We start from the raw sequence: 21,817 nt of genomic DNA on the forward strand, positions 1-21,817 counted from the left end.
GGCCGGTTATTACTTGGGTTGTTTGGTTTTCCAGGCATCCCATGCCTGTTTGATTTCCTGCTTGGCGCTAGCGGCATCGTTAAAGCCGTTCAGCTCCACCGATTTACGCCCTTCCGGCAGCTGTTTGTACACCCGGAAGAAGGCTTCCAGACGCTGCTGCTCAATCTTCGGCAGATCGCTCAGCTCTTTAATGTCGTCATAGGTCGGATCAATCTTGCTGGCCGGAACGGCGACAATTTTGTCGTCCTTCTCGCCGCCATCGATCATCTTCAGCACGCCGATGGCGCGCAGTTTAATCAGGGTGCCTGGCGCCATCGGGGCGCGAGTATAAAACACCACGTCCAGCGGATCGCCATCACCCGCCAGTGACTGGGTCAGCGAGCCGTAGTTCGCCGGGTACGCGACCGGCATCGACTGGAAACGGTCGGCAATAATAAAGCCGGTTTTGGCATCGGTTTCATATTTAATGATCCCGCCCGCCGGAATTTCGGTGACGGCATAAAACTCTTCCGGGTTGTTGTCAGGCTGAGGAAATTCAAGGATGTTTTGCGCCTGCACGGAAGCGGACAGGAGAACGCTCACTGCGAGAAGTTTTTTTACCAGATGCATTGTCTTTTTAACTCTTCGGTTATTGAGAAGTGCACACCATACGGCTTTGAAATGTCAGAAACATGACACATTTCCTACAGAAATATTCACCCCGAAAACTGTATTGGTATTACTGTTTGTGCTGATGACCATTACCATAAATCCCCATTAAATTATTACATTATGTTAATCCGACCTTGCGCTACGCATTAATTAAATTAATCCTAAAGGAGTATATCGCATCGTCTGCGATGCCTTTCTGGCTCACAGATACGGATTATGAAAATGGAGAAACATATGAAAGCGGCTGTCGTGACCAAAGACCATCAGGTAGAAGTGACCGAGAAAACCTTGCGTGCCCTGAAGCATGGCGAAGCGCTACTGAAGATGGACTGCTGTGGCGTGTGCCACACCGATCTGCACGTTAAGAACGGCGATTTTGGCGATAAAACCGGGGTGATCCTCGGCCATGAAGGCGTTGGCGTGGTCCAGGAAGTTGGGCCGGGCGTCACCTCGCTGAAACCAGGCGACCGTGCAAGCGTGGCGTGGTTCTTCGAAGGCTGCGGCCACTGTGAATACTGCAACTCGGGCAACGAAACCCTGTGCCGCACCGTGAAAAACGCCGGGTATTCCGTCGACGGCGGGATGGCAGAAGCCTGCATCGTCACCGCCGATTACGCGGTTAAAGTGCCGGACGGGCTGGATTCCGCTGCGGCCAGCAGCATCACCTGCGCCGGGGTCACTACCTATAAAGCAGTGAAAATCTCCGAGATTAAACCGGGCCAGTGGATCGCCATTTACGGCCTCGGCGGGCTGGGAAATCTGGCGCTGCAGTACGCAAAAAACGTGTTCAATGCCAAAGTGATCGCCATCGACGTTAACGACGAGCAGCTCGCGCTTGCCACCAGCATGGGTGCCGATCTGGTGGTGAATTCCCGCACTGACGATGCCGCGAAATTTATTCAGCAAAAGACCGGCGGTGCGCATGCGGCAGTGGTGACAGCCGTCGCCAAAGCAGCATTCAACTCTGCGGTAGATGCCGTTCGGGCCGGTGGCCGCGTGGTGGCCGTCGGCCTGCCGCCGGAAGCGATGAGCCTGGATATCCCGCGTCTGGTGCTGGACGGTATTCAGGTGGTGGGCTCGCTGGTGGGAACGCGTCAGGATCTGACCGAAGCCTTCCAGTTTGCAGCCGAAGGCAAAGTGGTACCGAAAGTGGCCCTGCGTCCGCTGGGGGACATCAACGCCATCTTTAAGGAGATGGAGCAAGGCAAGATCCGTGGCCGGATGGTGATTGATTTCCGTTCGTAACCCTTAGGGTCATTGCACGGACAGCCCCCTCTCCTGTTGGGGAGAGGGGGAACATGCGACTGAGGTGGCGGTTCCGTTCACTTTACGTTCATTGCTTCTCTGAAATGACCGAACCGGTGAACGTGCCATGGCGTCCCTGCGCCTCGCCCCGGCCTTACTGAAACGCTTCGGCGATTTTCAGCCGGACCTGGACGTCGCTGTAACCTTTTCTTCTCTTATCGCTATGCCATTGCTTTACATTAATAAACTATCGGGGATGCCTCAATCTACAGTGAGCTGTTACTCCGCCTGTCCGCAATCCACTCCTGCACCTCAATCTGAAAGGTATCCGGCGCTTTGCGGAACATCTTGCGCGCCAGGTCGAGGATCGTATGACGAGCCAATTCCTCTTCCATTCGCTGCTGGGCGCTGTCCATCACCGAACGCACGCCGCACGGGCCATCGCAGACCCACGCCGGTGGCGTTTCTTCAAAAACCGCCAGCCGCTGGCGAATTTCCCGACACTCAAACATATTCTTTTCGCCATCGATGGCATGCGCCACATCCAGCACGGTGATTAACTCCGCCGGACGCGCCAGCCGAAACCCCCCGCCCTTGCCTTCGGTGCTGCTCACCAGTCCCGCGCGCGACAATCGGGTAAAGATCTTGCCCAGGTAGTCATACGGCACATTCTGCAGGGCTGCCATCTCCCGGACGTTCATCTCCCGCTCGTTGCCTTTGGCATCCACCATGCACATGAGGCTATGAATGCCATATTCCACACCGGAACTGTAAAAAGCCATACGTTACTCCGAATCATAATTGCGGCTCATTATAGCCGGGTGCCTGAAAAGAAAATACCCACTTAACTCAGAAAACATTTGTCGCAGTTAACTGCGACAAGTATAGTTGCAGTTATGTCAGACACACAGCCTGACGATCAAAAGGATCGAAGATGAAGAAGCACATTTTAATTGTCGGTAGCGGTTTTTCCGGGATGTGGGCAGCAGTGAGCGCAGCGCGCCTGGCAGAGCAAGAGAATGCCACCGATCTGCAGATTAGCGTGCTGGCTCCCGCCGCCGAGCTGCGCGTTCGCCCGCGCTTTTATGAAGAGCAGGTCTCTGCATTTGTCGCCCCGTTACACGACCTGTTTGCTGAGCTGAATATTGCCTTTATTCCTGGCAGCGCGGAAAACATTGATAGTAGTAACAAAACCGTCTGGTATCGCGATACTCACGGCAGTGCCGTGGCGGCAACCTACGACCGTCTGGTACTGGCCACCGGCAGCCAGACCCGTCGTCCACCGATTGCAGGCCTGGCCGATCATGCGTTTGACATCGACCAGTTAGAATCGGCCCAGGTTTTCGAAAAGCACCTTGATTCACTGGTGAGCCTCCCTGCTTCTGCGGCCCGTAACACCGTGGTGGTCTGCGGGGGCGGGTTTACCGGCATTGAACTGGCGACCGAGCTGCCTGCCCGTCTGCGTGCCCGTTTCGGCAACAATACGGATACCAAAGTTATCGTAGTTGAGCGCGGCACCGTCATCGGAGGGCGTTACAGTGACGCACTTCGCAGCACCATCGAAGCGGCAAGCAACGAGCTGGGCGTGGAGTGGCGACTGAACAGTGAAATCGACGCCATTGATGCCAGCGGCGTGACGCTAAAAAATGGCGAGCGGATTGCGGCGTTAACCGTGGTCTGGACCGCAGGCGTGCAAGCTCACCCGCTGAGCGAGCAAATTGACGGTGAACGCGATACTCAGGGCCGCCTGAAGGTGAATGACAGTCTGCAAATCCCGGCGCATCCGGCGGTCTACGCCACCGGCGATATGGCCCATGCGAAAACCGACGAGGTGGGCAACACCGCGCTGATGACCTGCCAGCACGCCATTCAGCTGGGCAAGTTTGCCGGGCATAACGCCGCAGCCAGCCTGCTCAACGTGGAACCCTATCCGTACCGCCAGGTAAACTACGTGACCTGCCTCGATTTGGGTGCCTGGGGCGCGGTGTATACCGAAGGCTGGGAACAGGAGGTGAAATCCGTGCGTGACGAGGCGAAGAAAATCAAAATCGCCATCACCAACGAGCTGATTTACCCCCCTGCTGCCGACCGCGCCGTGGCCTTTGCCGCCGCTGACCCGCTGGCGAAATTCGTCTAGACCCTGTTCACCGCGCCGCTTATGGCGCGGTTTTTATTTGCACTTTCCGGCAATCCTTAGCTCAATTCCTTGGTTCCTTTGTTTTCTGCCCCGTCTGATGATGCCTCCGACGCTAACAAGAAGATAACAAAGGAATTCACCATGCAAACCCCATTTCGCCTGCCGCTGCTGACGGCATTGATCGTTGCGACAACGGCGGCGTATGCCGCTGAAACGCCGGTTAAAGGCGGCACGCTGGTCTACCTGGAGCAGCAGGCGCACACCAATCTCTATCCTCCTGCGGGTGGGTTTTACCCCAACGGCGGCATTCTGAATCAGATCACCGACAAGCTTACCTGGCAGAATCCGGAAACCTTACAGGTGGAGCCATGGATCGCCGAAAGCTGGAGCACCAACGCCGATAAAACCGAATACACCTTTAAAATCCGCCCCGGCGTGACCTTCTCCGATGGCACGCCGCTGGATGCCAGCGCGGTGGCGAAAAACTTCGATACCTACGGCCAGGGCAACAAGGCCCAGCGTCTGCCGGTGTCCGAGGTGATCAACAATTACGATCGCAGCGAAGTGATCGACCCGCTGACCGTGAAGTTCTACTTCAAAAAACCGTCGCCAGGCTTTTTACAGGGCACCGCCACCATTGGCTCTGGGCTGGTATCGTTGAGCACCCTGAAGCGCAATTTTGAAGAGCTGGGTGACGCCCGGCATATCATCGGCTCCGGCCCTTTCGTGGTGAAAGACGAAAAGCTGGGCCGCGAGGTTAATCTGCAGTCGCGTAAAGACTACGCCTGGGGACCGAAAAACCTCGCCCAGCAGGGCCCGGCTAATCTGGATGGCATCACCTATCTGGTGACCCCGGAAGACAGCGTCCGCGTCGGTGCGTTACTGGCCGGTCAGGCCGATTTTATCCGCCAGGTGCAGGCCTACGATGAAAAGCAGACCACCGAGCAGGGCTACACAATCTATGCTGCCCCGACCCGCGGCGTGAACGACAGCATCAGCTTCCGCCCGGATAACCCGCTGGTCGCCGATGTGCGGGTGCGCCAGGCGTTGCTGCACGCCACCAATGCGAAACAGGTGGTTGAAACCCTCTTCTCCCCTAACTACCCGCAGGCTAAATCGGTGATTGCCGATTCCGCCGCAGGCTTTATCGATCTGAGCGACAAACTGACCTTTGATGCGGCGAAAGCCAACAGTCTGCTGGATCAGGCGGGCTGGAAGGCAGGCAGCGACGGGATCCGTGCCAAAGACGGTCAGCGCCTGGCCCTGACGATCTATGAATCGCTCCCGCAACCGCAGAATAAAGAAGTATTGCAGCTGGTCGCCCAGCAGTGGCGTCAGGTCGGGGTAGCGTTGAGCGTCAAAGCCGGGGATGCCGGTAGCCACGCCCTCGATAACCTCGACCCGCTGAAAACCCCGCTCACGGTGTCGGAAGTGGGCCGCGCCGATCCGGACGTGGTGAAAAGCATGTTCTACCCGGCTAACCGCGATGCCCTGCTGCAAAAAGGCGGCTCCAGCGGCAAGGTCAACAGTTTCCGCGACGACAAGCTCAACGAATTGCTGGTGAACATCTCTGCCGAAGTGGATCCAGACAAGCGCCTGCAGCTAACCGGCGACGCCCAGCGCTATCTGCTGGATAACGCCTACGTGATCCCCATCTTCGAAGAGCCGCAGGTATTTGCCGGGGCCCCCTGGCTGAAAGGGGTGAGTTTTGAAGCCGTAGGTCGCCCGTCGTTCTACGGGGCGTGGATCGCAAAACACTAAGGGGGCAACCATGAGCCGCTATCTGCTGCAACGCGCCGGGCTGGGGCTGTTGGTGCTGTGGGCCGCGTTTACTCTGTCGTTCCTGCTGCTGCAGGTGCTGCCGGGTGATGCGGTGCTGATTAAGTTCCAGAACCCGGATCTGGGCCTCAGTCCGGCACAAATCGAAGAGATGCGCGTCGCCTACGGCGCGGACAGCCCCCTGTGGCAGCAGTATCTGCACACTCTGGGGGCGATGCTGCACGGCGATTTTGGTTTCTCGTTGCAGGCGGGTGTCGCCGTCAGCGAGCTTATCGCCACTAACCTGCCGGATACCCTGAGCCTGGCGTTACCTGCGTTTATTCTGGCGGTGCTGTTGGCGTTTACGCTGGCGCTGGCCTCGCGCCTGCCGGGACTGCGCTTCCTGAGTAACGCCATTCAGTCCCTGCCGGTGCTGTTTATCTCCCTGCCGACCTTCTGGCTGGGGATTGCGCTCATCCAGCTGTTCTCGTTCCAGCTGCGGCTGATCCCGGTGATTAACCCGTCGCCGCTGCAGGGGCTGATCCTACCGATAATCACCGTGGCGATCCCCATCTCCGCCCCGCTGGCGCAGATCCTGATGCGCAGTCTGGACCAGGTCGCTGCCCAGCCGTTTGTTGCCGTGGCACGCGCCAAAGGGCTGAGCGAAACCGCCGTACTGTGGCGGCACGTCATCGGCAATGCGCTATTGCCGGTGCTCAATATCGCCGGTCTGCTGCTGGGCGAATTGATCGCCGGGGCGCTGATCACCGAAACCGTGTTTGGCCGCAGCGGACTGGGGATGCTGACCCAGCAGGCGGTCAATAACCAGGATATCGCCGTTTTACAGGCGGTGGTGATGATTTCGGCCCTCGGCTTTGTGCTGATCAATCTGCTGGTCGATCTGCTGATGCCGCTGTTCGATCCCCGTCTACAAACCGTTACCGGAGGTGCTGCATGAGCCTTGTTGATTATGCTGTCGCAGCGCGCAAGCGCGTGCCCACCTGGCGCGGGTTTCACTGGCAGCCGGGGCTATGGCTGGCCTGGACCGTGATTGCCGTGGCGGCATCGGCGGCCGTTGCGCCGGGGTTATTTACCCACTTTAGCCCGACAGAAGGTATTGCCGGGGCGCAGCGCCTGGCCCCGCAGGCCGACTACTGGCTCGGCACCGACCAGCTAGGGCGCGATGTTTATGCCCGCATCGTCTATGGCGCATCGCACTCGTTAAGCGCGGCGCTGGTGGCTGTCGCCATGGGGCTTTTCGTCGGCACCGCCACGGGGGTAATTGCCGGCGCGTTTGCCGGACGCGTCGAGCTGGTGTTGATGCGGCTGGTGGACGTCCTGCTCGCCATTCCGTCGCTGCTGCTGTCGCTGACGGTGATTATCCTGCTCGGCTTTGGCACGGTGAATGCTGCCATCGCCGTTGGGGTGGCGTCGATTGCCAGCTTTGCCCGTCTGGCGCGCGGAGAAGTGGTGCGCATTCGCCACACCGACTACGTCGAAGCGGCATTTGGCAGCGGGGGCACCTTCTGGACGGTGCTGTGGCGACATATTCTGCCCAACTCCCTGACCGCCGTGCTGGCCTTTGCCACCCTGCAGTTTGGTCAGGCCATTCTGGCCCTGTCGACGCTGAGCTTTCTCGGCTACGGCACCCCGCCGCCGGTCCCGGAATGGGGCCTGCTGATTGCCGAAGGCCGTAACTATCTCTCAACCGCCTGGTGGCTGACCACCTTCCCCGGCGTGGTGGTGATCGCCGTGGTGCTGGCCACCAACCGGATCAGTCGTCAGTTAAGCGGAGCTCGCCCATGACCATTCTTTCTGTTGAAAACCTGACTCTCAGCTACCGCTCGGGCCGCGAGTGGCGCGAAGTGGTGCATAACGTCAGCTTTACCCTCGGGCGCGGCGAAATGCTGGCTTTTGTCGGCGAGTCCGGCTCGGGGAAAACGACGACTGCACAGGCGATTATCGGCCTGCTGGCGGATAATGCCCGCCGCGACGGGGGCAGTATCCGTCTGAACGGCGAAGATCTAAGCCAGTGGTCAGCCAAACGGCTCGACAGCCTGCGCGGGGCACGCATCAGCCTGGTGCCACAGGATCCGGGTAACTCGCTCAATCCGGTGAAAACCGTCGGGGCGCAGGTAGGTGAAATCCTGCGTCTGCACCAGAAGATCGGCAAGGCCGAGTGCGACCAGCAGGTGCTGGCGCTGTTGACCAAAGTGGGCCTCAGCCACCCGGAACAGCGGATGAAGCAGTTCCCGCACCAACTCTCCGGCGGCATGCAGCAGCGGGTCTTGATTGCTATCGCCATCGCCCTGCGCCCGGAGGTGATCATCGCCGATGAACCGACCAGCGCGCTGGATGTGACGGTGCAAAAGCGCATTCTGGATCTGCTGGACGTACTGCGCCGCGAATCCGGCACCGCGGTGCTGTTTGTCACCCACGACCTGGCGCTCGCGGCCCAGCGCGCCGACCGCCTGCTGGTGTTCCGCCAGGGCGAAGTCCAGGAGCACGGCGTCACCGCCGACGTGGTGCACGCCCCGCAGCATGCCTATACCCGCCAGCTGCTGAGTGATGTGCAGGGCCAGCGTTTAACCATCGCCCCGGTAGCGGGCCGCCCGCTGGCATCACCCGCTATTCAGGCCGTCGGGATCAGCAAACGCTTTGCGCTGGGAAAAGGCCACCAGCTACAGGCGCTGGATAACGTCAGCTTTGCCGTTCAGCGCGGCAGCACCCATGCGCTGGTCGGGGAGTCGGGCTCCGGTAAAACCACCCTCGCCCGCATCCTGCTCGGCTTTGAGCAGGCCGACAGCGGAGAGGTGATCATCGATAATATCCATGCCACCACTCTCACCCACGAGGCGCGCCGCCAACTGCGGCAAAAAATTCAGTTCGTCTATCAGAACCCGTTTGCCTCGCTGGATCCGCGCCAGACGCTGTTTCAGATAATAGAAGAGCCGCTAAAGAACTTCGCCCGCATCAGCAAAGCGGAGCGCGCCGCGCGGGTTGAGAGCGTTACCCGCCGGGTGGCCCTGCCGCCAGACCTGCTGACCCGCACCGCGCGGGAGTTGTCCGGCGGGCAGCGCCAGCGCGTTGCTATCGCCCGGGCGCTGATCCTCGAGCCGACCATTCTGGTGCTGGATGAGGCCACCTCGGCGCTGGACGTCACCGTGCAGGCGCAAATCCTCGCCCTGCTCCAGCAGCTACAGCAGCAGCTGGGCCTGACCTATCTGTTTATTACGCACGATCTGGCGACCGTCCGGCGAATTGCCCACAGCGTGACGGTGCTGCGCAGCGGTACCGTCGTTGAGCACGGGGCGGTCGAGACGCTGTTTGCCGCGCCGCAGAACGACTACACCCGCGAACTGATCGCCGCCATTCCCCATTTTTCACCCCTGACTAAGGAGTACGCATGACGCGTAAACGCCTGGGTTTCTTCACCCGCCTGCTGGACGATGCTCCAGCCAAAGAACGCTATCGCCTGGCAACAGAGCAGATCCGCCATGCCGAGCGTTACGGTTTTGACAGCGCGTGGATCGCACAGCACCACTTCCACGAGCACGAAGGCGGCCTGCCGTCGCCGCTGGTCTTCCTCGCCCACGTGGCGGCGCATACCTCGACCATTCGGCTGGGGACCGCCATCATCACCCTGCCGCTGGAAAATCCGCTGCGGGTGGCAGAAGACACTGCGGTGCTGGATCTGCTGGCCGACGGGCGGCTGGAAGTGGGTTTTGGTTCGGGCGGCACCCCGACCTCGTTCCTGCCCTTCGGGCTGACCATTAACGAGCGAGCGGCGACCTTTGCCGACCACCTGCATCTGATCCACAGCGCCTGGCGCGGGGATTCCCTGACCCACCCGGATAATCATCTGTATCCGCCCGCCCCGCAGCTGGCAGAGCGGGTGTGGATCGCCACGTTTTCTGTCGATGGCGCAGTGCGTGCCGCGCAGCAGGGCCACGGTCTGATGCTCTCCCGCACTCAGCCGCGCCCGGCGGACAATCTTGCTTTAACGCTCGATCAGATCCAGAACCCGATCATCGATGCATATCTGGATGCGCTGCCGTCCGGCGTGGCTCCGCGCATTCTGGCTTCGCGCACCGCCTTTGTGGCCGACAGCGACGCTTATGCGTTGAAAGTGGCGGAACCCGGTTTAACCCGCCAGGCGCAGCAGCACCGCGCGGCGGGACATGCGCTCACAGGTGACGCTGTCACGGATTACATTCAGCAGTTCGATGCCCATATTGGCGCGCCGCAGACGGTGCTCGCCTCGTTGCAGCGGGATTCGGTGCTGGCCCGCGCCACGGATATTTCGTTCCAGGTGCACTCCGTAGAGCCGTCGCATCAGGACACATTACGTTCGATTGAATTAATCGCCGAGCAGATCGCCCCTCATCTTCTTTAAGGAGTCACTATGGCTTTAAGTCTGGATATTCTCGCCGAACTGGCGGAGATTGTGCCCGGTTCCCCGCTGGAACAGGCGCGACATACCCGCGAGGCGGCCACCCGTCACGCGCAGGGGAGCTACGAAACGCTGTTCAGCCAGCAGGATGCCAGTTTTGCGCTGGACGAGCGCTTTGCGGTGGCGGCCAAAGTCGCCAAATGGCACAACGCCGACGCGCTGGCCGCCCATTACGCCGGGTTTGGTCTGGCCGATCCGACCTCGTTACGCCTGACGCCGGCCCTCGCCTTTGCGCGGGTGCTGACCTTTTCCCCGGTCGAGGCCACGCCCGGCGCGCTGAATGCGCTCACCCTGGCGGGCTGGAGCCAGGAAGGGATTGTAACCCTGGCGCAACTGATTGCGTTTGTCAGCTTCCAGAGCCGCCTGATTGCCGGGCTGCGCGTGCTGAATGACAAAACGGTTGTCGCCAGCGATACCCCGGTGGTGGCCGGTAAATGGCACACCGCGCCGCTAACGCAAAACGGTAAAGCCGCTCCGGTGCAGTTCACCCGGCAGGAGCTGGGCTGGGAGCCATGGCTGGCGTCTAAACCACTGGCGGAATTCAACCCCGACGAGCAGGCGATCCTCGCCAGATTCGGCCATAGCGACTCGGATTATTTCCGCCTGCTGGGGCGCAATCTGCCGGTACTGGAGCAGCGCACGCTGACCGACAAAGGGATTTTCTACACCGCCGGAGGGTTGCCGCGTGCCGAGCGCGAACTGGCTGCCACGGTCACCAGCAAGATCAACGGCTGCATCTACTGCGCCTCGGTCCATGCGCGCAAAGCCGGTCAGTTATTGAAGGAGAACGATGCGGTGGATGCGCTGCTGGCGGTTGCGCCAGGTCAGCCGTTAAGTGCCGGGCAATCCCCGCGCTGGCAGGCCGCGATTAATTTTGCCGCTGCGCTGTCGGTGACCCCGCCTGCCGTTACACCTGGGCATCTCGCCGCACTGGAAAACCAGCAGCTGGATATCCTCGCCCAGCTGGACCTGGTTCAATCGGCGGCGTTTTTCGCCTGGGCTAACCGGCTGATGCTGACGCTGGGTGAACCGTCACTGCCGTGAGTGGGTTTTTGCCGGGTGGCGCTGCGCTTACCCGGCCTACCAAACCCGTTAATGCTGGTTTTGTAAGCCCGCGCAAGCGAAGCGCCACCGGGCTTTCAGATGCCCATACATCAACAGTGACGACATGGCGAGGAACGACAGCAGTGCTGCCGGGAGGGTGACGTAACTCCAGCTAAAACCCAGCGTAATCATCATCCCGCCGAAGTACGCGCCAATCGCGCTGCCGAGGTTAAACGCCACCTGCCCCCCCGCCGCACCGAGCATCTCCCCGCCCTGCGCATTTTGCAGCAGCAGAATCTGCAGCGGAGCCGCCAGCGCGAAAAGTCCGGCGCAGCAGATAAAGCCCATCACCAGCGAAGCCGCAGGCTGCGCACCAAAGGCAAATAATGACAGCAGCGACAGAACAATCACCAGATCGGTGATCGCCGCAATCCGCAGCGGGCTGTATCGCCCGGATAGCTTGCCGCTGAACAGGTTACCCAGCACCATGCCCAGACCCATCAGCATCATGATCGCGGTCATTAGCCCTTCGGAAAAGCCCGACACGTTGACCATAAACGGCTTCACAAAGCTGAACCAGGCAAAGACCCCGGCATTGCCAAACATGGTGGCAGCGAAGATAAACCACGGCTCCGGCTTTTTCAGAAAGTGAAACTGCTCGCTCAGGCGACGTTGCGCTTTATCAAACAACGGCGGTACCCAGATGACGATCGACAGCATCACCAGCAGGTTAAACACCGCGATCAACATAAAGGTATAGCGCCAGCTAAACTGATGCCCCAACCAGGTCCCCAGCGGCACACCCGCGAGGTTAGCGACCGTCATTCCGGCGACCATCCCCGCGACCGCCAGCGTCACTTTACCCGGTGGCGCCAGTCTGGAGAGAATAATCGTGCCGACGCCAAAAAACGCCCCGTGCGGAAAGCCGGACACCAGCCGCCCGATAGCCAGCATGGTGTAGGAGGTCGAGAAGGTAAAAATGGCATTGCCGATGACGCACAACGTCACCAGAAACAGCAGAATAGTTTTGAGTGAGAACTTGCTGGAAAAGAGCGCAATAATCGGCGCGCCGATCACCACTCCGAAGGCATAAAACGAAATCATATTTCCGGCGGACGGAATGGTGATCCCCACATCCTGCGCCAGCTCGGTTAACACCCCCATAATGCCAAATTCCGCCATCCCGAGGCCAAAGGTGCCAAGAGCCAGGGCAAACACCGTCTTTTTCATACCACGACCACATGTTAAGAAATTGCAGCCGGCATTATTGAACAATCTTGTATGGTGAGCCAGTTCAAATCACCCTTCTGGCTCGTTAATCCATTATTTCGGGTAGGGAGTGAATATTTTCCAGCAGCATCGGTCACCGCAATTACACTTCAAAGTGTTACGTCTCAATGAACCGGCAGACCCCTGTAAAAGGAACGCGCTATGGCCGACAAAAAAAAGAACAAAAGCAAACCCGTTGTGGATCTGATTAAAACCACGCCGCTGAAGCAAAAAGCGTATGAAAAGGAGCTGCGCCGCCTGCACGTCGAGCTGGTCAAACTGCAGCAATGGGTGGTGCATAAAGGCCTGAAGGTCTGCATCGTCTTTGAAGGCCGTGACGGTGCAGGGAAAGGCGGCACCATTAAAGCCATTACCGAACGCGTCAGCCCGCGCGTGTTCCGGGTGGTGGCGCTACCGGCCCCGACCGAGCGAGAAAAGACCCAGCTGTACTTCCAGCGTTATGTGTCGCATCTGCCCGCCGCAGGGGAAATTGTGATTTTCGATCGCAGCTGGTACAACCGCGCCGGGGTTGAACGGGTGATGGGATTCTGCTCCGCCGAGCAGGTGCAAAAGTTCCTCGACAATGCGCCGCTAATGGAGCGTTCAATGGTGGAATCCGGCATTATTCTGCTGAAATATTGGCTGGAAGTGTCGCCGGAGGAGCAGGAACGCCGCCTGAAAGACAGAGTTAACGATGGGCGTAAAACCTGGAAACTGTCACCCATGGACATCAAATCCTATAACCGCTGGGATGAGTACACCGTCGCGCGCGATGCGATGTTTGATGCCACAGATACCGACTGGGCACCCTGGTATGTCGCCCGTTCGGAAGAGAAAATGCGGGTCCGGCTGAATATTATTTCGCACCTGCTGTCGCAGATCCATTATGAAGAGATTCCTATTAAACCAGTTAAGTTCCCGAAAAGGAAAGTCGGCAAAGTGAAATCCACCGACCACCATTTCAAGGTTATTCCCGAACGTTTCTAATTAATCACCCTCCCGGATGACGGGAGGGGTATTTATATTCTCTGGAATCGGCCTCGCAACTTGGTTAATACCAGGGGGATCGGTATTGTTTTTTATTATTGGCCATTGATAATAGGGGCACAGAAAACAGGAGATAAAGAATGAAAGTGAATACCCGAGAAAGTCACCCTACCTACAACACAGCAACAATGACTGCGCGTACTTCGTCAGAACGGCTTACCGACAAAGCGCGTGCATCGAAAGAACATCAGGAATTTATTCGCGCGATGAATGAATTTGTCGCGAAGCATGGTTCAATTACGGATGATGAATTCTTCAGGGTGATATAATGCTAAAGCAATTTAATGTTTATCGAAACCACTCGACAGCAACTAATAAGGAACTCCCTTATTACATGATTATCCAGCATGATTACTACGACGACCTCCCTACCCGGTTGATCATGCCATTAGGACGTCGTCATAATATTCCGCGATGGCATCAACATTTGCTCCCACGCATTAATGTTGAGTTTGACTCTTTACTTATTTACGCACCCATGATGACAAACCTGACGAATGAGAAAATTGACAGCCAGGAGTTTGTCTGTAATGTCCGGTTAGCACGTCAGGATGTGTTAGCCGCCATCGACGCGCTAATCACCAACACCTGATTTCCCATAAACCCGCTCCGAAATCTCTTCCGGAGCGGGGGAAACAACAGCTTACTTCATTCCTTCACGACTCTCTTTTTGCGCCTCCAGACGTTCCACGTCACGATACCAGCGCGGATGGTGTTTCTTCGCCCAGCGGCGGCTCACCTTGCCTTCGATCATCCCTTTAATCGATCCTTTCACCCAGAACGCCATATACATATGGATAAGGATGGCGTGGATCAGAATGATGGCGACGGTCGCGTGGATCAGCAGGCTGTAGCGCACCAGCTGCATCGGGAACAGGTGCGCAAAGTACGGCCGCCAGATGATGACCCCGGTGACCAGCAGCACAAAAATCATGCTCATGATGGTCCAGAACATCATCTTCTGTCCGGCGTTGTATTTGCCCACTTTCGCCACTTTGTGCTCGTTGCCTTTCAGCACTTCCACAATCCCCTTCAGCCAGGGGAGATCCTGCTTATCGGGAATGTTGTGATGCACAAAGCGCACGAACATAAACATCAGCGCCAGGAAAATCACCACCCCGAAGAACGGGTGCAGAATACGCCCCATCTGCGGGGTGCCAAAGGTCTCGGTCAGCCATTGCAAGGTCGGGAAGAACAGCGCAATCCCGGACAGCGACACCAGAAAGAACAAAATCACCACCGTCCAGTGACAGGCGCGATCGATAAACTTCGTGCGCACAATCATTTTTGACTTACTCATGATGTTCCTCCTCGTCGTCATCCACCTCTTTGTTTGGACCGATACCAATGTAGTGATAAATCAACCCGGCAAAGGTGGCGATAAAGCCCGCCGCGGCGAGCGGTTTTAACGCGCCTTTCCACAGGTTAATCGACGTATCAATCTTCGGTTCGCTCGGCAGATTGTGGTACAGCTCGGGCTGGTCGTTGTGGTGCAGAACATACATCACATGCGTCCCGCCGACGCCCGACGGGTTATAGATCCCCGCCTTGTTGTAGCCGCGCGCTTTTAGCTTATCGACCCGCTGCTGAGCCACGTCCAGCATCTCTCTCTTGGTGCCAAAATGAATCGCGCCAGTCGGACAGGTTTTCACGCAGGCCGGCTCCTGGCCGACGCTAACCCGATCCACACACAGGGTACATTTGTAGACCCGGTTATCCTCTTTATTGAGGCGCGGGACGTTAAATGGACACCCGGCGATGCAGTATCCGCAGCCGATGCAGTTGTCCTGCTGGAAGTCGACGATCCCGTTGGCGTACTGAATAATCGCCCCCGCCGACGGGCACGCCTTCAGGCAGCCCGGATCTTCGCAGTGCATACAGCCGTCCTTGCGGATCAGCCACTCGAGCTTGCCATTCTGTTCGGTTTCGCTAAAGCGCATCACCGTCCAGGATTTGGCGCTCAGATCCGCCGGATTATCGTAAACCCCGACGCAGTGCCCTACTTCATCGCGGATATCGTTCCACTCAGAACAGGCCACCTGGCAGGCTTTGCAGCCCACACAGGAGGAGACATCGATAAGCTTGGCCACTTCCGCCTTGTAATCCCGCGCACGCGGCGCGGGGGTAAAGCCGTTGGTGGCGGAGCGTTTAATAATGTCTTGTGTTTCCATCGCCATTTATTCGCTCCTTACGCTTTCTCGATGTTGACCAGAAACGCCTTATACTCCGGCGTTTGCGAGTTGGAATCGCCCACCGCTGGCGTCAGGGTATTGGCGATATAGCCTTTCTGCGCCACCCCTTCAAAGCCCCAGTGCAGCGGGATCCCCACGGTTTCGACCTGCTGACCATGTACATTCAGGGCCTGCAGACGACGGGTCACCACCGCCACCGCGCGAATAAAGCCGCGCTGGCTGCTCACCTTGACGCGATCGCCGTTGGCAATGCCTTTCGCCTGCGCCAGGGTTTCGCTGATCTCGACAAACTGTTCCGGCTGCGCAATCGAGTTCAGTCGCGCATGCTTGGTCCAGGTGTGGAAGTGCTCGGTCAGGCGATAGGTGGTGCCGACATACGGGAACTTGTCTTTCTTGCCCATCCGCACCGCGTCTTCATCGTACAGACGCACCACCGGGCTTGAGATCACGTTCGGGTGCAGCGGGTTGGTGCCGAGCGGCGTTTCCATGGGCTCGTAATGTTCCGGGAACGGTCCTTCCGCCAGCTTGTCGATGGCGAACAGACGGCCCAGCCCTTCCGGCTGCATGATAAACGGCCCGGTGTTGCTGCCTGGCGGCGCGGTGTTGAAGTCCGGGATGTCGTTCCCCGTCCATTTCGACCCGTTCCACTCGATCAGCATCCGTTTCGGATCCCACGGCTTGCCGTTGATGTCTGCCGACGCGCGGTTATACAGCACGCGACGGTTCATCGGCCATGCCCAGGCCCAGCCCAGCGTATTGCCCAGCCCCGACGGGTCGGCGTTATCGCGGTTGGCCATCTGGTTACCCTGCTCGGTCCAGCAGCCGGTGTAGATCCAGCAGGAAGAGGCGGTGGTACCGTCATCGCGCAGATGCGCAAAGCTGTTCAACAGCTGGCCTTTTTTCGCAATCAACGCCCCGCTGGCGTCATACAGATCGGCCAGCGCGACGCCGTTGTTCTCTTTGGCCACCTCTTCAGACTCGGGGTGATCCGGCTGTTTGTAGTCCCAGCTCATCTGCAGCAGCGGCGTACTGCCTTTGCCGCCTTCGCTGCGATACATCTCGCGAATACGGTGGTAAATCCCGGCGAGGATCTCACCGTCGTTACGCGCTTCGCCCGGTGCGTCCTGGCCCTTCCAGTGCCACTGCAGCCAGCGACCGGAGTTGGCGATCGATCCGTCCTCTTCGGCAAAGCAGGTGGACGGCAGACGGAAGACCTCGGTCTGGATTGACGCGGTATCGACGTCGTTCATCTCGCCGTGGTTCTGCCAGAAGTGCGACGTCTCGGTGACCAGCGGGTCGATCACCACCATGTACTTCAGCTTGCTCAGGCTGGCGACAACCTTGTTTTTGTCCGGGAACGACGCCACCGGGTTAAAGCCCTGGCAGATGTAGCCCGTGACGTTGCCTTTGGCCATCATGTTGAAATACTTGATGACGTCGTAGGACTGATCCCACTTCGGCAGCCAGTCAAAGCCCCAGCTGTTCTCTTTCTGGGCGGCATCGCCGTAGAAGGATTTCATCAGGCTGACGAAGAACTTCGGATAGTTACTCCAGTAGTTCACCTGGTCCGGCAGCGTGGCTTTTGGCGTATTGGCCGCCAGATAGCTTTGCAGATCCGTTTGTTTGTCCGACGGCAGCGTCAGGTAGCCGGTCAGGCTGGTCGACAGCAGGCCAATGTCGGTTAATCCCTGAATGTTGGAGTGACCGCGCAGGGCGTTCACGCCGCCACCGGCCATCCCCATGTTGCCGAGCAGCAACTGGATCATCGCCATGGTGCGGATGTTCTGCGCGCCAACGGTGTGTTGCGTCCAGCCCAGCGCATACAGGAAGGTGGTGGTTCTGTCGGCGGCGCTGGTGGAGGCCAGCACTTCGCACACTTTCAGGAAGTCGGCTTTTGGCGTGCCGCAGATGTTCTCGACCACGTCCGGCGTATAGCGGGAAACATGCGTTTTCAGCAGGTTCCACACGCAGCGCGGATCGGTCAGGGTCTCATCGCGTCTGGCATAGCCGTTCTCGTCGAACTGGTAGTTCCAGGACGATTTATCGTACTGGCGCTTGTCCGCGTCGTAGCCGCTGAACAGCCCGTCGTCGAAGGCAAAATCTTCCCGCACCAGCAGATTAGCGTTGGTGTAGTGTCTGACGTATTCGTCGTTGATCTTGTTGTTTTCGATCAGGTACAGCAGCACGCCGGACAGGAAGGTAATGTCCGTGCCGGAGCGGATGGGCGCATAAATGTCGGCCACCGATGCCGTGCGCGTAAAGCGCGGATCGACGACGATAAGCGTCGCATCGTTGTTGTTTTTGGCTTCCATCGCCCAGCGGAATCCCACTGGATGGGCTTCAGCGGCGTTACCGCCCATCACCACCACGACGTTAGCGTTTTTGATATCAACCCAGTGGTTGGTCATCGCACCGCGACCAAATGTTGGAGCAAGACTTGCTACCGTTGGTCCGTGTCAGACGCGCGCCTGGTTGTCTACCGCCAGCATGCCGAGCGAGCGCACAAATTTTTGCGTCAGCATGCCTGTTTCATTACTTGCTGCAGAGGCGCACAGCATCCCGGTGGATAACCAGCGGTTGACGGTCACGCCCTGCGCGTTATTCTCAACGAAGTTGGCATCGCGGTCAGCCTTCATCAGCCGGGCAATGCGGGTGAACGCCTCATCCCAGGAGAGACGCTGCCATTTGTCAGAACCTGGCGCACGGTATTCGGGGTAACGCAGACGGTTGTCGCTGTGGATATAGTCCAGCAGGCCCGCCCCTTTCGGGCATAACGCCCCGCGGCTCACCGGATGATCCGAATCGCCTTCGATATGGTAAATCGACTCTTTGGCGTTCTTCGCGCCATCTCCCAGGCTATACATCAATAGCCCGCATCCCACGGAACAGTATGTGCAGGTGTTACGGATCTCTTTTGCGCGCAGCAATTTATAGTTACGCGCCTGAGCCAGGGCCATTTTGGGTGCAAATCCCAACGCAGCGACTGTTGTTCCGGCCATACCGCCCGCGCAGATTTTGAAAAACTGTCTGCGGCTGACGTCCATTGTTGTCCTTGTAAGGTCAATGAGAATTCCGTCGGAAAATAAACAGTAAAGCCCTTGTTTTTATTGCGGCAAATCAATGTCGCCGATCTTCGCCCTCTTAATAGTCAGCGCTGGCGACTTTTATTACTGCTTAAGGGTTAGGTCGTCGCAGATTAATTCGCGAAAGGTTATGAAACAGTGCTATACCTTTGCCCCTTCGGAGAAAACGTCAGTGGAAATACGATGGACAGAAAAAAAGCGACCCTGATCGGGCTGACCGCCATTGTGCTATGGAGCACCATGGTGGGCCTGATCCGGGGAGTGAGCGAGGGATTGGGCCCGGTGGGTGGCGCGGCAATGATTTATACGCTGAGCGGTTTGCTGTGCCTGGTGACGGTCGGCTTCCCCGATCTGCGTCGCTTTTCACCGCGCTACCTGGTTGCCGGTAGCGTGCTGTTTGTCAGCTATGAACTCTGCCTGGCGCTGTCGTTAGGCTATGCGGCCACCCGCCATCAGGCGATTGAAGTGGGGATGGTGAATTATCTCTGGCCGTGCCTGACCATCGTGTTTGCCATTTTATTTAATAAGCAAAAGTCGACCCTGTGGGTGATCCCCGGATTGCTTATTTCCCTGCTGGGCGTCAGTTGGGTGCTGGGCGGGGAAAATGGCCTGCACATCGACGATATCGTCAGCAACGTGGTGTCCAGCCCGCTAAGTTATTCCCTCGCCTTCGTCGGCGCCTTTATTTGGGCGGCCTACTGCACGGTGACCAGCAAATACGCCAAAGGCCAGAACGGGATCACTCTGTTTGTCCTGCTGACGGCGCTGACGCTGTGGGTGAAATACTTCTTTAGCGACCAGCCGGAAATGGTGTTCAGCGTGCCAGTGGTGATTAAGCTGTTGATGTGCGGCATCGCGCTGGGATTTGGCTATGCGTCGTGGAACACGGGTATTCTGCACGGCAACGTGACGGTTCTGGCGACAGCCTCCTACTTTACCCCGGTGCTTTCGGCGGCGCTGGCTGCAGTGCTGTTGAGTTCACCGCTGACGTTTAGCTTCTGGCAAGGGGCGATGATGGTGTGTGCAGGGTCGCTGATTTGTTGGTATGCGACGCGGGCCCATTGATGATTTTGTTGTTTTTTAGGCCGGTGTAAGGCGTAGCCTCCACCCGGCGGTGTTTGGGTTCGGTGGATGGCTCGGGATATGCTGGCATCGGTGGTGGTTCCGTTCACTTTACGTTCCGTGTTTCTCTGTATGCAGCGTCACTTGTGAACGTGCCAGGGTGGCTCAATCGCCACCACCCTGGCAACCCGGGCTACCGGCAAGAAAATCGTCGCTACGCGATACCCTCAGCTTTTTCCTCCAGGCTTTCGGGTCGGGCACCAGCCTGCATCCCTGCAGGCTATGCCCTCTCGGCGCGTCCCTGCGCCTCGCCCCGGCCTTGCGGAAACGCTTCGGCGATTTTCAGCCGGACTGGGAGCCGCTGTTAGTATTTTATAAATAGCGATTACTTCATCGCGTTAATAACCATGAAACCAGCAAGTTTTATCTCATCAGCGTCTGGCGATAGAATCCGAGCAAATCGTTTTTTGGCTCAAATACAGGCAGGTGAGTAGGTAAAAATGCTTTTTTAAAGCAATGAATAATCTAAAGAAAATAAACAACTCACAGCGGCCCCCTTATTCCGGCTGAAAATCGCTGAGGCGTTGTCCGCAGGCCGGGGCGAGGCGCATGGATGCGCTGAGAGGGCGTGACCTACATGGATGTAGGATCACGCCCGACCCGATAGCCGGAGGACATAAGCCGAAGGCACCGCAAAGCGGCGATTTTCGTTGCCGGGAGCCGGGGTTGCCAGGGGGGAGGCGGCGAGCCCCCCTGGCACGTTCACGTGTGACGATGCTGGCAGAGGAGCACTGCACATAAAGTGAACGGAACCACCACCACTGCCAACATGTCCTCCCCTCCCAAAAGGCTAATTTAGCCCATCACTCACCCCCGCCACCCTCCTCAACCACCCCTGCAGCAACTTCCCATCCTGGGTCATCTCCCCGTCCTGACGCGCGCACAAATAGTAATCCCGCCCATCATCAATCGGCAGATCGAAAATCTTCACCAGCTCGCCGCTCTCCAGGTACGGCGCGATCAGCGGCTCGCGCATCAACGCACACCCCAGCCCCGCCTGTACCCCCGCCAGGGTCAGCAGCCCGTCTTCGAACATCGGGCCGCTGCGGCGCGGCGGGCGTTTTACCCCCTGCTGGATAAACCACTGCTGCCAGGTGACGCGCTCTTCGTCGTGCAGCAGCGGCATTTGTAGCAACTGTTCGGGCGTGTCGATATGCCCGTGCAGGCGCAAAAACGCCCGGCTGCAGACCGGCACCATCTGCCCGGAGATCAGCTTTTCGCTCTGGTAGCCCGCCCACTGCCCGTTACCGAAGCGGATCGACATGTCCGAAGCGTCGCTCAGGTAGTTGCGGTGGTTGGCGTAGACCACGTTGATCTCGGTTTGCGGGTTGGCGCGCATAAACCCAGGCAGACGCGGGATAAACCAGCCCATGCCAAACAGCGGGATCAGGCTGATGGTTACCTGGCGGGTTTGCACCTGCTCCACCAGATGCTCCGTGGCCTGGCGCAATACGTTAAACGCCGCGCGGATCGAGCGGTAATAGTCCCGCCCCTGCGGGCTTAGGATCAGCCTGCGCCCCTGGCGCTCGGTCAGCGGCAATTGCAGGTACTCCTCCAGCACTTTCAACTGATGGCTGACCGCCGACGGCGAGATCTGCAATTCCTGCGCCGCCAGCGTCACGCTGCCCAGCCGGGCAATCGCCTCGAAGGCGCGCACTGCCCGCAGCGGCGGATCGTTCGCCAGACGACTTTCGGCAAACCCTAACTGGCCCGGTGATTGTTCTGTTTTATTCATATATTGATCTATCCAGGATAGTCAGATTAATCAGTGATTTAGTATTTTGTTATAAATCAGTCGGATAAAACAAGCTCCATA

General features: G+C 58.2%; 19 protein-coding genes. 12 read left to right on the forward strand and 7 right to left on the reverse strand.

Going from position 1 to position 21,817, the window contains the following annotated elements:
- Window positions 1-9: 9 nt before the first annotated feature.
- Complete coding sequence (locus tag M8013_RS23025) at window positions 10-609, reverse strand: inorganic diphosphatase (protein WP_271270059.1); 600 nt, start codon at window positions 607-609, stop codon at window positions 10-12.
- Between the two features lie 276 nt (window positions 610-885).
- On the opposite strand from M8013_RS23025, the gene adhP reads away from it, so the two are divergent.
- Window positions 886-1,896, forward strand: coding sequence for an alcohol dehydrogenase AdhP (adhP, locus tag M8013_RS23030; RefSeq protein WP_271270060.1), 1,011 nt, complete (start codon window positions 886-888; stop codon window positions 1,894-1,896).
- Between the two features lie 266 nt (window positions 1,897-2,162).
- Here adhP and M8013_RS23035 read toward each other — a convergent pair whose 3' ends face one another.
- Window positions 2,163-2,678: an RrF2 family transcriptional regulator gene (locus M8013_RS23035; protein ID WP_271270061.1), complete on the reverse strand. Its 516-nt coding sequence runs from the start codon at window positions 2,676-2,678 to the stop codon at window positions 2,163-2,165.
- A gap of 152 nt (window positions 2,679-2,830) precedes the next feature.
- Between M8013_RS23035 and M8013_RS23040 the strand changes: the two genes are divergently transcribed.
- The 7 genes from M8013_RS23040 (at window position 2,831) to M8013_RS23070 (ending at window position 11,288) form a co-directional block, all read left to right on the forward strand.
- Complete coding sequence (locus M8013_RS23040; RefSeq protein ID WP_271270062.1) at window positions 2,831-4,033, forward strand: NAD(P)/FAD-dependent oxidoreductase; 1,203 nt, start codon at window positions 2,831-2,833, stop codon at window positions 4,031-4,033.
- Window positions 4,034-4,174: 141 nt separating this feature from the next.
- On the forward strand, window positions 4,175-5,794 hold the full coding sequence (locus M8013_RS23045) for a TIGR04028 family ABC transporter substrate-binding protein (RefSeq protein WP_271270063.1): 1,620 nt from the start codon (window positions 4,175-4,177) through the stop codon (window positions 5,792-5,794).
- A gap of 10 nt (window positions 5,795-5,804) precedes the next feature.
- Window positions 5,805-6,749: an ABC transporter permease gene (locus tag M8013_RS23050; RefSeq protein WP_271270064.1), complete on the forward strand. Its 945-nt coding sequence runs from the start codon at window positions 5,805-5,807 to the stop codon at window positions 6,747-6,749.
- Window positions 6,746-7,597 (forward strand): ABC transporter permease, encoded by an 852-nt coding sequence (locus M8013_RS23055; protein ID WP_271270065.1) that lies wholly within the window; start codon window positions 6,746-6,748, stop codon window positions 7,595-7,597. The genes M8013_RS23050 and M8013_RS23055 overlap by 4 nt, the downstream gene beginning before the upstream one ends.
- Complete coding sequence (locus M8013_RS23060; RefSeq protein ID WP_271270066.1) at window positions 7,594-9,201, forward strand: dipeptide ABC transporter ATP-binding protein; 1,608 nt, start codon at window positions 7,594-7,596, stop codon at window positions 9,199-9,201. Before M8013_RS23055 ends, M8013_RS23060 begins: the two co-directional genes overlap by 4 nt.
- Window positions 9,198-10,187, forward strand: coding sequence for a putative FMN-dependent luciferase-like monooxygenase (locus tag M8013_RS23065; RefSeq protein ID WP_271270067.1), 990 nt, complete (start codon window positions 9,198-9,200; stop codon window positions 10,185-10,187). The genes M8013_RS23060 and M8013_RS23065 overlap by 4 nt, the downstream gene beginning before the upstream one ends.
- 9 nt (window positions 10,188-10,196) lie before the next feature.
- Entirely contained in the window at window positions 10,197-11,288 is a 1,092-nt protein-coding gene (locus M8013_RS23070) for an alkylhydroperoxidase domain protein (protein ID WP_271270068.1), read from the forward strand.
- Between the two features lie 48 nt (window positions 11,289-11,336).
- Here the strand turns inward: M8013_RS23070 and araJ are convergent, their stop codons facing one another.
- Window positions 11,337-12,518 (reverse strand): MFS transporter AraJ, encoded by a 1,182-nt coding sequence (gene araJ, locus M8013_RS23075; protein WP_271270069.1) that lies wholly within the window; start codon window positions 12,516-12,518, stop codon window positions 11,337-11,339.
- Between the two features lie 201 nt (window positions 12,519-12,719).
- Between araJ and ppk2 the strand changes: the two genes are divergently transcribed.
- The 3 genes from ppk2 to M8013_RS23090 all read left to right on the forward strand — a co-directional run bounded on the left by ppk2 (window position 12,720) and on the right by M8013_RS23090 (window position 14,196).
- On the forward strand, window positions 12,720-13,544 hold the full coding sequence (gene ppk2 / locus M8013_RS23080) for a polyphosphate kinase 2 (RefSeq protein ID WP_271270070.1): 825 nt from the start codon (window positions 12,720-12,722) through the stop codon (window positions 13,542-13,544).
- 140 nt (window positions 13,545-13,684) lie between these two features.
- A complete protein-coding gene (locus M8013_RS23085) occupies window positions 13,685-13,873 on the forward strand; it encodes a hypothetical protein (RefSeq protein ID WP_271270193.1) in 189 nt (62 codons plus the stop codon).
- The gene (locus tag M8013_RS23090) at window positions 13,873-14,196 is read left to right on the forward strand and encodes a CcdB family protein (protein WP_271270071.1); all 324 of its coding nucleotides are present in this window, start codon (window positions 13,873-13,875) and stop codon (window positions 14,194-14,196) included. Before M8013_RS23085 ends, M8013_RS23090 begins: the two co-directional genes overlap by 1 nt.
- A gap of 51 nt (window positions 14,197-14,247) precedes the next feature.
- On the opposite strand, the gene fdnI is transcribed toward M8013_RS23090, so the two are convergent.
- From fdnI to fdnG, 3 genes are read right to left on the reverse strand one after another with little or no spacing between them, the layout of a single operon-like run.
- Window positions 14,248-14,904, reverse strand: a complete 657-nt coding sequence (gene fdnI / locus M8013_RS23095; RefSeq protein ID WP_271270072.1) for a formate dehydrogenase-N subunit gamma — start codon at window positions 14,902-14,904, stop codon at window positions 14,248-14,250.
- Window positions 14,897-15,781, reverse strand: a complete 885-nt coding sequence (gene fdxH, locus M8013_RS23100; protein WP_271270073.1) for a formate dehydrogenase subunit beta — start codon at window positions 15,779-15,781, stop codon at window positions 14,897-14,899. The genes fdnI and fdxH overlap by 8 nt, the downstream gene beginning before the upstream one ends.
- An 11-nt stretch (window positions 15,782-15,792) precedes the next feature.
- Window positions 15,793-18,840 (reverse strand): formate dehydrogenase-N subunit alpha, encoded by a 3,048-nt coding sequence (gene fdnG, locus M8013_RS23105; protein ID WP_271270074.1) that lies wholly within the window; start codon window positions 18,838-18,840, stop codon window positions 15,793-15,795.
- A 222-nt stretch (window positions 18,841-19,062) separates the two neighbouring features.
- Between fdnG and yddG the strand changes: the two genes are divergently transcribed.
- Window positions 19,063-19,944 (forward strand): aromatic amino acid DMT transporter YddG, encoded by an 882-nt coding sequence (gene yddG, locus M8013_RS23110; RefSeq protein ID WP_271270075.1) that lies wholly within the window; start codon window positions 19,063-19,065, stop codon window positions 19,942-19,944.
- Window positions 19,945-20,791: 847 nt separating this feature from the next.
- On the opposite strand, the gene M8013_RS23115 is transcribed toward yddG, so the two are convergent.
- Window positions 20,792-21,736, reverse strand: a complete 945-nt coding sequence (locus M8013_RS23115; RefSeq protein WP_271270076.1) for a LysR substrate-binding domain-containing protein — start codon at window positions 21,734-21,736, stop codon at window positions 20,792-20,794.
- Window positions 21,737-21,817: the final 81 nt, after the last annotated feature.

This window comes from Silvania confinis, from assembly GCF_025564085.1.
GTDB classification, from domain to species: domain Bacteria; phylum Pseudomonadota; class Gammaproteobacteria; order Enterobacterales; family Enterobacteriaceae; genus Enterobacter; species Enterobacter confinis.

What these genes read in the sequence shown, in the direction of transcription:
- M8013_RS23025 (WP_271270059.1), bottom strand. Translation starts at nt 609, where the DNA reads ATGCATCTGGTAAAAAAACTTCTCGCAGTGAGCGTTCTCCTGTCCGCT.
- adhP (WP_271270060.1), top strand. Translation starts at nt 886, where the DNA reads ATGAAAGCGGCTGTCGTGACCAAAGACCATCAGGTAGAAGTGACCGAG.
- M8013_RS23035 (WP_271270061.1), bottom strand. Translation starts at nt 2,678, where the DNA reads ATGGCTTTTTACAGTTCCGGTGTGGAATATGGCATTCATAGCCTCATG.
- M8013_RS23040 (WP_271270062.1), top strand. Translation starts at nt 2,831, where the DNA reads ATGAAGAAGCACATTTTAATTGTCGGTAGCGGTTTTTCCGGGATGTGG.
- M8013_RS23045 (WP_271270063.1), top strand. Translation starts at nt 4,175, where the DNA reads ATGCAAACCCCATTTCGCCTGCCGCTGCTGACGGCATTGATCGTTGCG.
- M8013_RS23050 (WP_271270064.1), top strand. Translation starts at nt 5,805, where the DNA reads ATGAGCCGCTATCTGCTGCAACGCGCCGGGCTGGGGCTGTTGGTGCTG.
- M8013_RS23055 (WP_271270065.1), top strand. Translation starts at nt 6,746, where the DNA reads ATGAGCCTTGTTGATTATGCTGTCGCAGCGCGCAAGCGCGTGCCCACC.
- M8013_RS23060 (WP_271270066.1), top strand. Translation starts at nt 7,594, where the DNA reads ATGACCATTCTTTCTGTTGAAAACCTGACTCTCAGCTACCGCTCGGGC.
- M8013_RS23065 (WP_271270067.1), top strand. Translation starts at nt 9,198, where the DNA reads ATGACGCGTAAACGCCTGGGTTTCTTCACCCGCCTGCTGGACGATGCT.
- M8013_RS23070 (WP_271270068.1), top strand. Translation starts at nt 10,197, where the DNA reads ATGGCTTTAAGTCTGGATATTCTCGCCGAACTGGCGGAGATTGTGCCC.
- araJ (WP_271270069.1), bottom strand. Translation starts at nt 12,518, where the DNA reads ATGAAAAAGACGGTGTTTGCCCTGGCTCTTGGCACCTTTGGCCTCGGG.
- ppk2 (WP_271270070.1), top strand. Translation starts at nt 12,720, where the DNA reads ATGGCCGACAAAAAAAAGAACAAAAGCAAACCCGTTGTGGATCTGATT.
- M8013_RS23085 (WP_271270193.1), top strand. Translation starts at nt 13,685, where the DNA reads ATGAAAGTGAATACCCGAGAAAGTCACCCTACCTACAACACAGCAACA.
- M8013_RS23090 (WP_271270071.1), top strand. Translation starts at nt 13,873, where the DNA reads ATGCTAAAGCAATTTAATGTTTATCGAAACCACTCGACAGCAACTAAT.
- fdnI (WP_271270072.1), bottom strand. Translation starts at nt 14,904, where the DNA reads ATGAGTAAGTCAAAAATGATTGTGCGCACGAAGTTTATCGATCGCGCC.
- fdxH (WP_271270073.1), bottom strand. Translation starts at nt 15,781, where the DNA reads ATGGCGATGGAAACACAAGACATTATTAAACGCTCCGCCACCAACGGC.
- yddG (WP_271270075.1), top strand. Translation starts at nt 19,063, where the DNA reads ATGGACAGAAAAAAAGCGACCCTGATCGGGCTGACCGCCATTGTGCTA.
- M8013_RS23115 (WP_271270076.1), bottom strand. Translation starts at nt 21,736, where the DNA reads ATGAATAAAACAGAACAATCACCGGGCCAGTTAGGGTTTGCCGAAAGT.